We start from the raw sequence: 17271 nt of genomic DNA, 5'->3' as shown, positions 1-17271 counted from the left end.
AAAAAATGAAAAGCGCAAAAAAAGTAGTTCTGGTTATGTGCGTTTTCTTTGCAATAATCACGCTGGGCAATTCATGTAAAAAGTTTGATGTGCTCAACACCGATCCAAACTCTATTACACCCTCAGTCGCCTCACCGGATTACCTGATGGCAAATGTGCTTACGCAATCAGCCATGTGGTACGGAAACTACGGTTCCGGAATATTTTCCGGCGCCATGCAGCAAACTTACCAGGATGCATTTGGCAATACGTTTAGTGGTTACCAGTGGGGTCCAGAATCATGGGCAGGTAATTATTCGATATTAAGAGACAATAAACTGTTGCTGCAAAAAGCGCAGACCAACGACTGGAAATTTCACCAGGGAGTGGCGTTGACCATGAGGGCTTTTAACTTCGGTAATATCGCTGACGTTTGGGGAGATGCACCGGATTCTATGGCACTGAACGGCGACCAAAACGGAAGCGAAAATCTATATCCTGCTTTTGATTCACAGGAAGCAATTTATGCACGTGTAATTGCAGATCTGCAGGCGGCCGTTCCGCTGCTGGATGGCAGTACAACTGATCATCCTGAAATTACGGGTGTCACCATGTCTTCGGATGTTTTTTATGGAGGTGATCCTGCAAAATGGCAAAAGCTGGCCTATTCACTCTTACTGCGATATTACATGCGGGTATCTTCTAAAATGGATGTAAAAGCAAATGTTGAAGCCATTGCGTCTAAAGTAATAGCAGATAATGACGGCAGTTGGGTAATGCCTTTACCAGGCGCAGACCAGGGAACGTCTTACCAGTTTTGTTCAAAGTTCAATGGCCCTTCCGGCTATAACAGAAACAAAATGTGCGGTACCTTGACAATGAAACTAAAAGCGTTAAAAGATCCACGGATTGTGATAATGGCCGAACCTGTTGTAACCCGGTCAGTAGTAGATGCATCTAAATTTGCACCAGGCGATAATACAACTTTGCTGAACGTAGTCAATGGCATACGTTATATTAATCCTGCTGCCGCAACTGCATCTAAATTTAAACAGTTTGATACAGCGACTTATGCGCAGGACAGGCCATACGGTGCCGTTGCAGCCAGTATATACAGCTTGTATGATACGTCAGCAAGGTATGTGGGAATTCCGATCAGCTACAGCAATTTCGATTTTGAATACAATATCAACGGAACCGGCACGCAGTCCACGTCTTTGAATGATTATGTGTCTTACCTGAGAAGAGATATTTACGATAACCCAACCGGTGATTTGCTCAATCAAAAACTGTTAACCTACAGTGAAGTATGTTTTGATTTAGCGGAAGCTGCGTTAAAAGGGTGGAATGTAAATGGTACCGCAGAAGATTGGTATCACAAAGGCGTACAGGCAAGTTTTGATACATGGAAAGTTTTCAGCGACTACCAGTCAGATGTAAATGATTATTATGGCTGCGTAAAAGATTTCGCCAGCTATATCGCACAGCCATCAGTTAAGTTCAATAATACACTGCAAAGAATTATAGAACAAAAATGGATTGCTTCCTGGCAGGCTTGTAACGAAGCATTTATGGATTGGAGAAGAACTGGTTACCCCACACTCAACGTAGGATGGGCTTCGTACCGGGGCGCTATTCCACTTCGTTTTGCGTACGACAATACAGAACTGCAAAACAATGCAGCCAATGGTGATGCGGCAATAGCCAAATTAAAACCATCTTCTTACGTAGGTACAGACGGCAACAATAGTTCCTGGTCAAAATTCTGGTTGGTTGACGGAACCGGTAAGCCCTGGTAAATGAAGTACAGCGCTAACACCATAAGGCAAAAAGGAGCTTTGGCAGCTATCGCGGTTATTTTTAGCCTGTTGTGTTATGGCCAGGTAAATAACACCTATAATTTGATGCCGGCACCTTTTGCAATGCAGGCGGTAACGACAGGCAGGATTGCGATTGATAAGCAATTTCGTGTCGCAATATCGGGCTCTGCCAGCGACCGCATATATGCAGAAGCAAGCAGGTTTATAAGGCGATTGAGTAATAAGACCGGCATTTTCCTGGATAAACAGGAATTTGTAACCCGGCAGCAGGATAAGTCAACAGCAACCTTGCTTGTTACCATACAACGCAACGGATTGCTGAAACTGGGGGAAGATGAGAGTTATGCAATTGAAACCAGCGGACGGCAGGTACTTGTTACCGCTGTTACTGATTTAGGCGCCATTCATGCATTGGAAACTTTAATACAATTGGTTAGTACAGATGCTGCCGGATATTATATTCCGGCAGTGTCTGTTAAAGACCATCCCCGTTTTGCCTGGCGTGGTTTATTGCTGGATGTGGCCCTGCATTTTATGCCGGTGGAGGTGGTAGAAAGAACGCTGGATGGAATGGCTGCGGTCAAGATGAATGTACTTCACCTTCACCTTTGCAACGACCAGGGATTCAGGGTGGAGTCAAAGGTTTTTCCCCGGTTGCAACAAGTAGCTTCCGATGGCATTTATTACACACAGGAAGATATCAAAACCATTATAAAATATGCAAGCCAAAGAGGCATTCGTGTAGTGCCGGAATTTGTTGTGCCGGCGCATACCACGGCCATATTAACGGCCTATCCTGAACTGGCAAGCGTTAAAAGAAACTACTCATTACAAAGATATTTTGGCGTATTTGATCCGGTGCTGGACCCTACCAACGAAAAAGTATATCCGTTTTTAGAGAAACTGTTTACGGAAATGGCCTCCCTTTTTCCGGATGAATATTTTCATATTGGCGGCGATGAAAACACAGGTAAGGATTGGGAAGCGGTGCCGCACATCAAAAAATTTATGCAGACACATGGCATGAAAACGACCATGGATTTACAGACTTATTTTAATCAGCGCTTACTGCCCATCATTCGCAAAGCCGGTAAAAAAATGATGGGGTGGGATGAGGTGTTTCATCCGGGTTTGCCTAAAGAAATTGTTATTCAATCGTGGCGGGGAAACGAAAGTTTTTACAGCTCGGTAAAACAGGGATATAAAGCCATTCTTTCTTACGGTTATTATATTGATTTAATTCAACCTGCTTCTTATCACTACCAGAATGATCCAATACCGGATAGCGTGAAACTGACACCGGACGAACAGAAATTGATACTGGGCGGCGAGGCAACTATGTGGAGCGAGCTGGTAACACCTGTAACAGTTGATTCAAGAATATGGCCAAGAACCGCTGCTATTGCGGAAAGATTGTGGTCGCCTAAAGCGGTCACTGACACCGATGACATGTACCGGCGGCTGGATATGGTCAGCCTGCAACTTGAATCGCTCGGACTGCAACACCTGACTTATAAACCGGCAATGATGCGGCAGCTTTGCAATGGAAATAAAATTAAGGCACTGGAAGTTTTGGTAGCTGTGCTGGAGCCCTTAAAAATATACGATCGCAATGAAGGTGATACGATGTACACGGTATTTTCTCCGTTTACAAAAATTGCTGATGTCGCTACGCCTGATCAGCCGTTACCAAGGATATTTAATAAATCGGTGCAGCAATTTTTAATGAATTCATCCTCAGGTAATGAAAAAGAAATTACAGACCAATTGATCCTCTGGAAAGAAAATGATGCAGCATTTAAACAGTTGCTTGCGAATTCACCGGTGTTGCAGGAAGCTGCTTCATTATCACAACATCTTTCCTTGCTGGCGGAGGCTGGCCTGAAATCGATTGAATACATAAAGCAACACAAAACCGCGGATGATGAATGGCTTAAACAACAACGGGTCGTAGTAAAACACACACGGATGCAGGGCGGCAGGTGCGAAATACAGGTAGTTGATGCCATACAAAAATTAATTACGGCTGCGGCGGGCAAACAGCAATAAAAATAGTAGTTGCATTTTTTATAAGAGAAGAAAAAAAACAAAGTTTGATGAGGGTAAAATTTATTGGCTTAATTCTTTTAACATGGTGTTTAACAACTGCCTGCGCACAAATAACTGCACATACTCCAACAGCAGCCAAAAGCAATAGGAAGGAAGGATTTTTCCAGGAATACCATGAGGCATATCCGATTGGAAAGTCCAGCGTTGAAAATAACGTTCGGAGTATTGCCGTGGATAAATCATCCAATGTTTTTATAACTACTGAAGCGGGTGTTTTTGAGAAATCCAGTGGCGCAAGTACATGGACAGAGTTGCCATTTCAGGAGGAAGATAAAGGCCCTGCTTATGCCGTAGCCACTGATGGCAACGGCACGTTGTGGATTGGCAACTGGAACGGCGTTTTTACATTTCACCATAATCTGCTCACCAAAATGCCCGGCACAACAGGGCCTGTATCCCTGATTTGTGTAGCCAAAGAAGGGGTGTACGCTCTCGGACCTCAAGGCGTTTGGCTTAATACAGGAAATCAGTTTCTTCTAAAAAATTACCCTGTGGCCCGCTCCGTAAGGGGTGTTGTGTCAGATGGTAAAGCCGGCTTGTGGATTACCAGCGATGCAGGCCTTTACCATGTAACGGAAAAAGCAACTCATCATTTTTATAAAACAGATATTTTGTTAAGCGCAGAACTGAAAGGGCTGGCGTTTGATGAGAAAGAAAGTCTATGGATTACCGGGCTGGGCGGCGTTTCTGTTATCAGCAATGGCAAACGGCAAGCTGCAATTACGCCAGCCGACGGTTGCCCGTCCATTTACACCAGTTGTGTAAAAAGGTCTCCTGACAAGGTGATGTGGATAGGTACAAAGGTTGGCGTAATTCGTTTTTATCCCGGCGGCAAACATTCACTTTTATTCAGCCGCCGCTGGCTGATAAATGACCAGGTAAATGATATAGTTTTCGACCAAGAAGGAAGTGCATGGATCGCCACCGCCAATGGTGTAAGCGTTATCAAAAAAAGATGGATAACTCTTGCCCAAAAGCAGGATTATTTTTATGGCGTTCAAATGGCAAGGCATATCAGGGAACCATGGATATCGGGCCAGTGCAGGATGGCAGTAGCCGGGGATACAGCTCATTGTTCGCCTGAAGATGATGACAATGACGGGGAATACACAGGCAACTATTTAGCCATGGAGTCATTTCGGTTTGCAGTCACCAAAAGTGAAGATGCAAGAGAAAAAGCAAAAAAGGCATTTCATTTTTTAAAAGAATTAAAGGACATCACCGGCGGCGACGGTTACTTTGCCCGGACGATAGTCCCCATTGGCTGGGCTGCAAAAGTGCATGACACGAACCGCTTGTATACGGCAAGAGAAAGGGCAGAAGAACTGGTGAATGAACCCAGGTTTAAACCGGTTGAAACCCGCTGGCATAAATCAGCCGACGGGCAATGGTTATGGAAAGGTGATGCCAGCAGCGACGAATGGTGCGGCCACATGATGGGATACTATTTTTATTACCAACTGGCTGCCAATAAAGAAGAGAAAGCATTGATACGGCAGCATGTAGCGTCACTTGTTGATCATTTAATTGCACACAACTATACTATGATGGATACAGATGGATCGCATACACGATGGGGTGTTTGGTCGCCTGCATTATTGAACAGAGATCCTGAATGGCAACTGGATAGAAGTGAAAATTCAATGGAGTTGCTGGCATTTTTAAAGCTGGCTTATTATTGTACAGATAACGAAAAATATCAGCAGCATTACCTGCAACTGGTCAGCAAAGAACACTACCTGGACAATATGGCTGCTTTGACAGAGCAGAACCCGGCATGGTTTATTTATTTTGATGTGACAATGCAGGCCTATTTATTTCCAATATTAATTCGTTGCGAAAATGATCAGCGGCTGCGAGCTTTTTATCAGCAGCTGATGGACAAATGGATGGAACAACGGAAGGGTGATCATAACCCGCTGATCAATTTTTTATACTGTTATGCCCGTGATAAAAAAGCAGAGCAGCAGGCGTCTCTTGATTTTTTGATTAACACACCGCTTGATCTCACGGACTGGCATATTGACCATACCAAAAGAGAAGATGTTCATATGGTGCATACACCGGTGTTAAATGAATTACAGGTAAGTGAATTGCCACCGCCAGAAATCAGAAACACGGTGCGCTGGGACAACAACCCATGGTCAGCAACAGGCGGATCAGATATGGTGGAGCGTGAGCCGGTGTTTTGGCTGTACCCTTACTGGATGGGCAGGTATCTCAACATGATTGATTAATTTTTAAAGAATAAAATAAGAATAATGATTAAAAAAAAGATTGTTTTTTTGTTGCTGGCAGGTTTATTTTTTAATGTGTTGAAGATGGGTGCTACAGATGGCGGCGGCTTTCCCGTTCCTCCGGTATTTAAGGACACTGCCTGGTTGCAGGCTTATAGTATAAAATATGCGCCCGATGGGATGAAAGATGCAGGCAATATTGCTTTCAAAAAAGTATGTAGCGATCGCAATGGAGTTGTATTGATTCAATCTTCACGAGGACTGTTAAAAAAATCCGGCGGACAGTTTTTGTACCCCGGTCAGCTGGTACCACATGTATCTTATCTGCCTATCGTTGACAAGAAAATCAGCAGCCTTGGTTTGTATCAAAACCAATTTGTATTTGCCGACGATAAAGCCATCTTAAGCAATGCATGGGCGGGGAAATTATACAGCCTTCATACCATGCCGGATGTTACATTGTTCAGCGGCGGAGATGATTTTTCTTTTCTGATTTCCAATGGCACTTTGGTACAATACATAAAAGATTCAAAACTGTTGTTTGAATGGAAAAGTGAAGAAAAACTGATTGATGTTTTATTTGATAAAAAGAGCAACCTGTTCTGGCTTTTGACAGGCAAGAGCATTAGTGCTTTTAACCCTGGCGATAAAAAAGTATATCCTAAATACACGGGGGATGGGTTAACCTGTTTTAGTCTTGCAGGCAATACCAATGAAATATTGGTTGGAACACACAATGGCTATTTTAAATTGAATGGTGGTACAGGAAAGAAATCAGCAGAAATAAACAACGCATTACCTTGCCGCGATTTAACCGTAATAAAAAACGTTGACAATCGAATTTGGTTTGGATCTGTTAACGGCGCATTTACGCAGGAACCCAATGGCAAATTTAAATACTATGCTTCAAAACGCTGGCTGCCCGGTAATAGTGTTACTGATATTGCGGCGGGCAGCAATCATTCGGTATTGGTATTAACAAGCAAGGGGCTGGGAGAAATACATTTTGAGCCAATGACACTGCATGATAAAGCGATGTTTTATGAGCAGCAGGTGCGTGACAGGCATATCCGTCACGGTTTCAATGCTACTATTACAAGAATGAAAAATGGTAACGTGAACGCAGGTTCACTCGAAGATTCAGACAATGATGGATTGTGGACCTGTATGTACCTGGGAGGCGAAGTATTTCGGTATGCGGCCACCAAATCGCCGGAAGCATTGGATAATTGCCGGGAATCACTCGATGCAATTGAGCGGTTGTACACGGTGACTAAAATCAAAGGATTTCCTGCCCGTTCTTTTGAAAGAAGAGGATATGCAGTGGCAGATACGCAGGTGTGGAAGCACGCGGAAGATCCGGAATGGGACTGGAAATCTACTACCAGCAGCGACGAAGCCATTGGGCATATGTTTGTTTTTGGCGCCATAGCAGAATTAATTGATGACCCTGCAATGAAGGCCAAAGCCATCCGGTTAATGGATGGCCTGATGCAGCATATTGTTGACCACCAGTTTTACATGATCGACTGGAACGGTGAGCCTACCCGTTGGGGAAGATGGAACCCGGAATATGTAAATGCAATGCCAAAAAACGTGGGTGACCGGAAGATTACTTCTTCCAATATTGTGTCGATGTTACAAACGGCCTATCATTTTACCGGCAAAAAAATCTTTAAAGAAAAAGCGTTGGAACTGATGAATAAATATGGTTACCTGGAAAACCTGATGCGGCCGATGAAAGAAATTGGTCTTGCTCCCGGCGATGCGGGTGACCTGGCTAAACTTCTTTCAGATGGCTGGAACCATTCAGATGATGAAATGTATTTTTTGGGTTACTGGGGTTTATACCGGTATGCGTTAAATGACACGCTCAAAGCTAAATTTAAAGCATCTATCCTGGATCACTGGCAAATTGAACGGCCGGAGAAAGAAGCCGCCTGGGATATTTTTACCGCCATCACCGGCGTAAAACAATTTGACCTGGATGAAGCAACCTGGTATCTGCAAAAATATCCGCTGGACATGATTGAATGGAAAGTAGCCAACAGTGAAAGAAAAGACGTTGTATTTATTCCACAAAATTTCCGTAATCAAACAATTAAAGAAGTGTTGCCACCGGATGAATTACCGATTAACCGGCACAACTCCAACCGGTTTGATTTGGATGGAGGTGATGACAATGGAACCACAGAATACAGTGCGGGAGATATCTGGTTATTACCATACTGGATGGGCCGCTACCTAAAAATAATCAGTGCGCCGGTTAACAACGTTCATGCCGCCGCAGGGCCGATGAATAAAGGAGTTGGCCGTTAGTTGTAAGTGGTGAATAGTGAAAGGTGAATTGTGAGCGATGAGTAGTGAGTAACAGTTTGCTGAGTCTGATCACTCACAACTGACCACTAACTCAAAATGTACTTTGTTAGAAAGAAAATCGAATAGTAAATGATTATTCAAACCAAACGGCTTATTTCACTGGATGCATTACGGGGTTTTACTATTGCAGCAATGATTATGGTAAACTATCCCGGTAGCGAAGACGCCGTTTATTTTACGCTGCGTCATACGGAGTGGAATGGATTGTCTTTTACAGACCAGGTGGCACCTTACTTTTTGTTTTTTGTTGGTGCTTCCATTGCGCTGGCTTATTCTAGACGCCTGCAAGCGAATGTTAGCCGAAGTTCGATGTATAAAAAAATATTTACCCGGTCGCTGAAAATTTATGCGGTGGGTATGTTTTTAAACCTGATGCCCGCTTTTGATTTTCATAACATCCGGTGGACAGGAACGCTGCAGCGAATTGCTGTGGTATTTTTTATTTCGGCGATTATTTACCTAAATACCAACTGGAAACAACAGGCCTGGATTGCGGCTATTACATTGGTTTTGTATTGGCTGTTAATAACCTGTATTCCAATGCCCGGCTATGGAAAAGTAATGCTGGAGCCGGGAGTAAATATTGTGGCGCTGGTTGACAATCATTTGTTACCCGGCAAAATGTGGCGTGGCAACTGGGACCCCGAAAGTATCTTAACGACGTTTACTTCAGTCGTGTCCTGCATAACGGGGATGCTTGCCGGACATTTGATGCTGAGTGATAAAAGTCCGGATGAAAAAATCAACTGGTTAATGACAGCAGGCGTTTTTCTTTCAATCACAGGCTATTTCTGGGGATTGGTTTTTCCGGTAAATGAAAATCTTTGGACCAGTTCCTTTGTGCTGGTTACCTCCGGGTTTGCATCGTTGCTTTTTGGCGCTCTTTATTTTTTGGTTGATATAAAAGGTAAAATAAGGGGCACACTGCCCGGAATTATTTTCGGCGCCAATGCAATCACCATCTATTTTTTAGCTGATGTATGGGCATTGTTTTTTTACGTGGCAAAATTTGGAGGGTCATCCTTAAATGAAAAATTTGTTAATAGTTTAAGTAACGCTGGTGCAGACCCAAAGTTGGCGAGCTTAATATATGCCCTGCTTTTTGTTTGCATCAATTTTATTCCCGCCTGGTGGCTCTATAAAAGAAAGCTATTTATTAAGCTTTAACGAAACCATGTGTGAAAAAAAATTACCTTATCATATTGATGCGTACTTCTTTTTTTGACAGCAATAGCAACTAAAAAATAAGATGTATTAAGGTATAATTGATAGTTTGACTGAATGTTGCTGCGATTAAAAGATAGAAAGAGACAACACAGATGTTTTATTAAACGAGTGGGATGCCGGCTTATTAAGAATGTTTAAAAAAATAATTATTTCATTACAAAACAAAATAAAAACTGTATGGAATATTCACTACTTTTAAAATTGAAATTGCTTTGCTATAATACTCATTGAATAACAAGTCTAATGACACAAGAATGCGATAAGGCATTGTTAAAACAAGTCTCAGAAGGCGATCAAACAGCTTTTAAACAATTGTTTAAAATTCACAGGGATGCTATTTATTCTATAGCTTTTACTTTTGCGAAATCGGTTGAACTGTCTGAGGAAATTGTACAGGATGTATTTTTAACGATATGGCTCAGGAGGGCCAGTCTAAATGACATCCAAAATTTTAAGGCGTATCTTTTTGTTATAACACGAAACCATGTGTATCATGTTTTAAAGCAAGTCGCCCAAAATTATACAACTACCTTAGTGCCCGTTGAAGATCATTTAATTGCGGATAATAACACTATTGATCTTGTAATAGAAAAAGAATATAGTTTATTGTTAAAAAGGGCAATTGCCAGGTTGCCAAACCAGCAGCGGGAAGTATATACGCTCATGAGGGATCATGGTTTAAAACGCAATGAAGTGGCCTGCCAGCTTAATTTACAGCCTGAAACTGTTAAGTTTCATCTTGCACAGGCCATGAAAAATATCCGCTCCTTTTGTATGCTCCACCTCAACTCATTTATGTTGTTTTTTGTCTGCATACATAAGTATATCCCAATTTTTTAAAAAAAGATTCCATCCAACCCACCCAAGGCCATACAAAAAATACTCCTGCATACGGACGGTTGATGAAATGTGTAACCTCTGTTTAATTTATGTCAGTATTGCGTTTAGAATATTTATTGGATTGCTATATAAAAAATAAATGCAGCGGGCAGGAAGAGGAAGAATTGATGGCTATACTGGCCGATCCCGAAAGCGAAGTATTCGTTCATGATGTTATCGACCGTTTAATGCAGCAGTCTGCTGGTGAAAAACAGTTATCCGATAGCGCTGCGGCCAGCATTTTGAAAACTATTTTAAAAGATGACGGCGATGCAGCTATTCCTGTAAAAAAAAATGAAACAGTTTTTTCATTTTGGATGCGTTTGGCTGCCTCGGTTTTGATTTTACTTGTTGGTGCGTATTTTATTTTTGAAAAGAATGAGCGCACCATCGGAAATGCGGAAGATAAAAAGCAAGTTGCCGGATTGCCTGAAAAACCGGCACCCATTTTACCCGGGCGAAACAGGGCAATACTTACTACTGCAGATGGCAGGTCGATTATATTGGACAGTATGCAAAACGGACAGCTTGCCAGGCAGGGGACTACCAATATACAAAAGCAGGGTGGTTTATTAATTTATAAGGCACCTGCATCTTTTAACGGCGATACACAGATTACTTACAATACACTTTCTACACCGCGGGGAGGGCAATACCAAATTATATTGTCAGATGGAAGTAAAGTTTGGCTGAATGCAGCATCCTCAATTCGCTTTCCAACAGTGTTTTCTGGTAAACTACGCGAAGTAACATTAACCGGCGAAGCCTATTTTGAAGTGGCAAAAAATAAAGAAAAGCCTTTCCAGGTAAAGGTTGGCGACATGAAGATTGCAGTACTGGGAACACACTTTAATGTAAATGCGTATGAAGATGAAGCTGAAATAAAAACAAGTTTGTTGGAAGGTAGTGTTCAAATAAATAATGGCAATGCATCTGGCTTGCTGCAGCCCGGGCAGCAGGCAGTAATAAATAATAAAAGCGACCAAATTAAAACGGGCAATGTTGACTTGAAGGAAGTAATGGCCTGGAAGAACGGACTTTTTCGGTTTGAAGGAGCAGACATTACAACCATTATGCGGCAAATAGGACGCTGGTATGATGTGGAAATTGTATATACCGGTAAGGTTCCCAACCATCACTTTGTAGGGAAAATAAACAGGAACGTTGAGTTGTCGGAAGTGTTGAGAATATTGGAATTGAGTAACGTTAAGTTTTCGGTGGCAGGAAAAAAAATTATTGTACTATAAATGTAAACATGGTTGTAAACACTAAATAATTTAAAATGAATTTCGAGGTAATTAGCTCATTGGTTTAATCAATGGGGTAGGTATCCTGTTAATAAATCTGTATTAATGGCAAAAAAAGCCAGCAAATGTTCGCTGCATTGCTGGCCAATAAAGGCTATAAAACTGTCGGTCAAACAATTTACTTAACCAAAATCAACCCAAAATTATGATTTTAACTGTCGCTTGCCAAAGCAAAAACGGCACGAAAGCCTTATGGGCCAAAATGTTGATGATTATGAAATTAACTATCCCCCTATTTTTATTTTTTACGTTCCAGGCGAGTGCGAACGGGTACGCACAAAAAGTCACCATCGTCAAAAAAAACATTTCTTTATCCGAAATCTTTAAATCGATAGAGCAACAAACAACGTTTTTGTTTTTCTTTGATAGAGACCTGGTAAATGAAACCAATCCTATTGATGTTAAAATAAAGAATGCAACGCTGGATGAGGCATTGAACATTTGTCTTAAGGACCAGCCACTTACCTATACGATTGTGAGTAACACGATCGTAATTCAGCCCAAAGTAATAGTTTCACATGCTGCCGCTGAGTTAGCGGGTTCCCTGGCTTTGCCTCCTCCCGCAGAAATCCACGGAAGAGTTATCAACCAGAAAGGAGAGCCCTTGCAGAACGTTTCAGTGTTAGTGGCGGGAACCAATATAGGAACTACCACCGATGCAGATGGTCGTTTTACCCTGAATGCGCCCGACAATAAGGGTATAGTACTTGAAATTTCCAACATCGGATATCAAAAGAAAAGAGTAACGGTAGGTAAGCAAACTGAAATTAATATTACACTTGAAGAGGAAGTATCAGGTATGAATGAAGTGGTAGTTATTGGATACGGTACGGCAAGGAAAAAAGACGTTACAGGTGCTGTATCAAATATAAGTTCTAAGCGCTTGTTGGATAAACCTATTGTAAACGTTGGGCAGGCTTTGCAAAACAAAATTGCCGGCGTTGATGTAAACTCCATGGGAGGGGGTGTTCCTGGACAAAACCCGTTGATCCGCATTCGTGGTACAAACTCTATCACAGCTGGTAACGACCCCTTATATGTTGTAGACGGTGTTGTGGGAGTAGCAAATCCTTTATCAACTTTAAACCCCAATGACATCAATTCAATCGACGTGTTAAAAGATGCCTCCGCTACCGCCATTTACGGAGCCCGGGGAGCAAACGGCGTTATTATTATCACCACAAAACGCGGCACAAGCGGAAAGGCGCAAATCAGTATCAGCAGTACGGTATCTGAAAATACTTTACAAAGACACCTGTATGCTTTAAATGCCGAACAGCTGATGTACCTGTATTTACAATCAATGAACAACGCCACCAAATATGGTAGTGTAGTGCCTGCAAATGATTTTCGTGGCACAACGGCAGGTAGTACCAGTTTTTCTGAAATGCCGTGGTTGTTTGAGCAGGTTCCTGCGGGCAACTATGCCATACCATTGGTTGGCCGGGATGGCAAAAGCTATGCACCAAAATATGACACCAATTGGGAAGATCTGATGTTTGCCAACTCAACGTCTCAAAATCATTATGTAGCAATCAGGGGAGGAAGTGAAAATGCTAAATTCTCAGTGTCATTAGGAGCCACAGATGAGCGTGGCCTTATGAAGAAGTCTTACTTTAAACGCCTGACTGGAAGAATTGCAGGTGATATCAAAGCCTTGAAATGGCTAACCCTGTCAACATCAATCGGGTTTAATAAAAGCAGGGCGACCGGCGATGATGGCATCACCCGCTCTGCCACTGAAGTATGGTCTATCTTACCGGTTCAATATCCTCAGGACCCCAGTCTTGGAATATATGCCGGCCGTTGGGGAACAAATTTTGATTTCAAGACCGGTGAACAATGGTACAATGTTGTGTTTAGAAGATCTCAAATCTATCAGCAGAACAATATTGGCCAGGTAACGGGTAGTTTTACATCGGTTGCTCAAATCACCAAAGACCTGAGCTTTAAGAGCGATTTCTCTATTGATTATAACAACTACAAAAACAATAGCTACAGCGGAAAATTATACGGAGGTGATGGTAGCGCTTCCATCTCGCTAAGCCAAACTTATTTTTGGCAAAATGAAAACTATTTCACCTATAATAAAAAAATCGGCAAAAACCATTCACTGAGTGCGATATTGGGGCTTTCCTGGTCCAAAAACGCCTATCAGAATATGAATACATCCAACTCTGTATTCTTTTCCAACTTCTTTGGATATTCCAACCTTGGCGCAGGTGCAGCAGCCAGACCAGGTTCTGGTAGCGCAGATGGAAATAACACACTGAATTCTTATTTTTCCAGGATCAATTATTCGTTCAAAGACAGGTACATGTTAACTGTTACCGGTCGTGAAGATGGTTCATCCCGTTTTGGAGCAAATAATAAATATGGTTTCTTCCCATCCGCAGGGGTGGCCTGGAAAGTATCCCAGGAAAATTTCATGAAAAATGTAGATGCGATTTCAAATCTAAAAGTGAGGGCAAGTATTGGCCGTACGGGTAACCAGGAAATTGGAAGTTATGTAACGCAACCATTTATCAGTACCGCTAATGTGGTATTAAATAATGCAACGCAAATTGGTCTTTTTCCAAGCTCGGTTGCTAACCCCGATTTGAAATGGGAGACTACTACCCAAAAAGATATCGGAGTTGAATTGGGGCTATTTAAGGATCGCCTGAATATAGGGGTTGATTACTACGATAAATTGACCAGCAATATGTTGCTGAATGTGCCGCTTCCTTTATCAACAACCACGGGTAATGTAATTGAGAATTATGGTAAAGTTCAAAACAGGGGCTGGGAATTTACTGTGAATACGTTGAACATTTCCACAAGGGATTTTAAATGGAATACGGATATTACCGTAGCCGCTAACAGAAACAAAATAGTACAATTGGGGCCTACAGGTGCGCCGATTTACAGCCAGACTGGTGCTGGTAATGGTACTTCTGTATTTATGATTGGGCAACCCATCGGTGAATTTTTCGGACTTACACGGCTAGGTACTTATAGCACACAGGAGGCATCATTAGCAGCCCGCTATAATTTAAGACCAGGCGACCTGAAATTTTTGGATAAAAACAATGATGGCAAAATTGATTTGATTACTGATGGCAGTGTGATGGGAAATGCATTTCCTGATTGGGTAATTGGTTTTCATAATTCTGTTAACTATAAAAGCTTTGATGCCGGTCTTGATATTCAAATTATACAAGGTGTTAAAAAGGCATTTGTACATGAGTCTGCTGAAGATCGCCAGTTGGTTTCAGGTGGTTTAAATTCAACGTTAACGGCTTGGCGTCCGGATGCACAAAATTCCATGGTAGCCCAATTACGTCCGGGAAATGGCGGTGCGTACTACCAGTCTTATCCAGATACACATTTGGTGTATGATGGTTCATTCATCAGGGGCGCCAATGCCACTGTTGGATATTCCCTTTCAGACAAATTGGTGAGCAGATGGCATATGCAAAGAATTAGACTATACCTGAGTGCAGTTAACTTCTTCCTGATAACGAAGGCCGCAGGCTACGACCCACAAGGTAGTTCTCTTGATAAAAATATTTCGACGGTACCCAATACTGATAAATACCAGTATCCTACCCCATCGATTTATTCTTTTGGTTTGAACATCAGTTTATAATTTTTAGTAGCTCATCATTTTAAAAAATTGCAACATGAAATTTAATATAAAGAAAAGAAATAAAGGAGTTGTTCAACAATCATTGCTTTTATTAGCGCTTGTAATGATGCTTGGCAGTTGCACCAAATTCCTAAAAGAAAATCCAACAGCTAACCTCACTTCAGACTATACTTTTACTACAGCAGCAGAAGGTACAGCCCTGGTAGTAGGCGGTTACAGATCCTTATCTACTTATACCGGCGGCGGCGGCGATTACGGTAATTACTTACCATCAACACTGGAATATTTGACCGGGCTTGCATGGTCTTCCGATTCTCACCCTTTGATTAATAAATTCCAGTCCAACCAGCTATCAGGAAGTACACTGTCTGATTTTGACAATTTTTGGAACAATAATTACCAGGGTGTCAAAGACTGTAACAATGCCATTGCAAAAATACCTGGCATTATTGAGTGGACGCCCAACGATAAGTCAAACTATATGGGCCAGGTACGCACGCTTAGAGCCTTATATTATTTTAACCTGGTGCGCTACTACGGTGATGTAGTAATGGACACAGCCTTGAGCACATTTGCTGAATCTCAACAGCCAAGAGCATCGCTGAAAACTATTTATGACGAAATCATCATACCTGATCTTGAGTTCGCTGTCAGCAGTAATTTAGCGGATGTTCCAAGTACTGGAGGCTACGTAACCAAATTGGTTGCGAGGGCAATTTTAGCAGATGTTTATCTTACGTGCGCCGGCTATCCTTACCAGGAAGTAGCAACAGATCCAGCTAAACCATGGTGTACTGATGGATCATTTTCTCAATCCACTTACCCAGTTAATACCCCAGGTGCAACAAGTTTTTTACAGAAGGCGGCTGAGCAGTTAAATTTATTATATGGCAGGTATACGATGGTATCAACCTATCGTGATCTTCATAATCCCTCCCTGAACAATAAAGGCGAATCAATATTCCAGATACAATATATATCAGGGGTAAACGAAATGACGGGTTTTATGGGATCTTTGCTTCCGCCAGCCATAAAGGCAGCATCACTTACAGAATATGGTACACTGATTCCAACTATTGGATATTATAATTCCTATACACCCGGTGACTTGCGCACGCAGGAACGCCAGATGTTTTATACAAAGGATAATGTAGCTACGCAATACGATGCAACCAATCCCCCGGTGAACTTTGATCAGCCTTATGTTTTTAAATATTACGATTCAGCGGCCTTTAAAACCTCCGGCGGACATAGCGGTTTAAATTTTACACTGTACCGCTATTCGGATATTTTGCTGATGCTAACAGAAGTAAACTGGACTCTAAGACAAAACGGAATATCTGTTGCTGACGATGATGTACTAAAAGGCATCAATGCCGTAAGAGCCAGGGCACAACTTCCTGCATACCGCATTGGTGACATCAATCTGCTTTCCATTTTCAGCGAAAGGGCATGGGAACTGATTTTTGAAAATAAAATGTTGTGGGATCAACGTCGTACCCGTAAATGTCTCATAGATGGTGTTGGATCTTTTTCAGGTATTGAAAATTTTGTAGGCCATCAGCCGGTTAGCTTCAACTTCAAATTTTCCAATATGAATTTGTTGTCGCCTATTTCCCAGGCCGAAATTGCCAATAACTCAAAATGTCTACAAAATTTTAATTTCCTGCCTAAACAGGTCGGCCAGTAAACATATCAACAAA

9 protein-coding genes are annotated in these 17271 nt (G+C 42.0%); all 9 read left to right on the top strand.

Translation table 11 applies throughout. The annotated features are described in order from the left end of the window. Positions 1-5: 5 nt before the first annotated feature. The 9 genes from QWZ08_RS27485 to QWZ08_RS27445 all read left to right on the top strand — a co-directional run bounded on the left by QWZ08_RS27485 (position 6) and on the right by QWZ08_RS27445 (position 17258). On the top strand, positions 6-1778 hold the full coding sequence (locus QWZ08_RS27485; protein WP_290341058.1) for a SusD/RagB family nutrient-binding outer membrane lipoprotein: 1773 nt from the start codon (positions 6-8) through the stop codon (positions 1776-1778). After that, positions 1779-3848 (top strand): beta-N-acetylhexosaminidase, encoded by a 2070-nt coding sequence (locus QWZ08_RS27480; protein WP_290341057.1) that lies wholly within the window; start codon positions 1779-1781, stop codon positions 3846-3848. It abuts the gene before it with no gap. A 47-nt stretch (positions 3849-3895) separates the two neighbouring features. Further along, positions 3896-6145, top strand: coding sequence for a ligand-binding sensor domain-containing protein (locus QWZ08_RS27475; RefSeq protein ID WP_290341055.1), 2250 nt, complete (start codon positions 3896-3898; stop codon positions 6143-6145). A gap of 24 nt (positions 6146-6169) precedes the next feature. Beyond that, positions 6170-8464 carry a ligand-binding sensor domain-containing protein gene (locus tag QWZ08_RS27470; protein WP_290341052.1) on the top strand — a complete coding sequence of 765 codons (2295 nt, stop codon included), beginning with the start codon at positions 6170-6172 and terminating at the stop codon, positions 8462-8464. A 129-nt stretch (positions 8465-8593) separates the two neighbouring features. Then, entirely contained in the window at positions 8594-9691 is a 1098-nt protein-coding gene (locus QWZ08_RS27465) for an acyltransferase family protein (RefSeq protein WP_290341049.1), read from the top strand. A 303-nt stretch (positions 9692-9994) separates the two neighbouring features. Further along, the gene (locus QWZ08_RS27460; RefSeq protein WP_290341047.1) at positions 9995-10591 is read left to right on the top strand and encodes an RNA polymerase sigma factor; all 597 of its coding nucleotides are present in this window, start codon (positions 9995-9997) and stop codon (positions 10589-10591) included. Between the two features lie 89 nt (positions 10592-10680). Continuing rightward, on the top strand, positions 10681-11877 hold the full coding sequence (locus QWZ08_RS27455) for a FecR family protein (protein ID WP_290341044.1): 1197 nt from the start codon (positions 10681-10683) through the stop codon (positions 11875-11877). Between the two features lie 274 nt (positions 11878-12151). Continuing rightward, positions 12152-15568, top strand: a complete 3417-nt coding sequence (locus QWZ08_RS27450) for a TonB-dependent receptor (protein WP_290341042.1) — start codon at positions 12152-12154, stop codon at positions 15566-15568. 34 nt (positions 15569-15602) lie between these two features. Next, entirely contained in the window at positions 15603-17258 is a 1656-nt protein-coding gene (locus tag QWZ08_RS27445; protein WP_290341039.1) for a RagB/SusD family nutrient uptake outer membrane protein, read from the top strand. The last annotated feature ends 13 nt before the right edge of the window (positions 17259-17271 follow it).

This window comes from Ferruginibacter paludis, from assembly GCF_030409685.1.
Classification (GTDB): domain Bacteria; phylum Bacteroidota; class Bacteroidia; order Chitinophagales; family Chitinophagaceae; genus Ferruginibacter; species Ferruginibacter paludis.
This window is presented reverse-complemented; position numbering and strand designations above follow the sequence as displayed.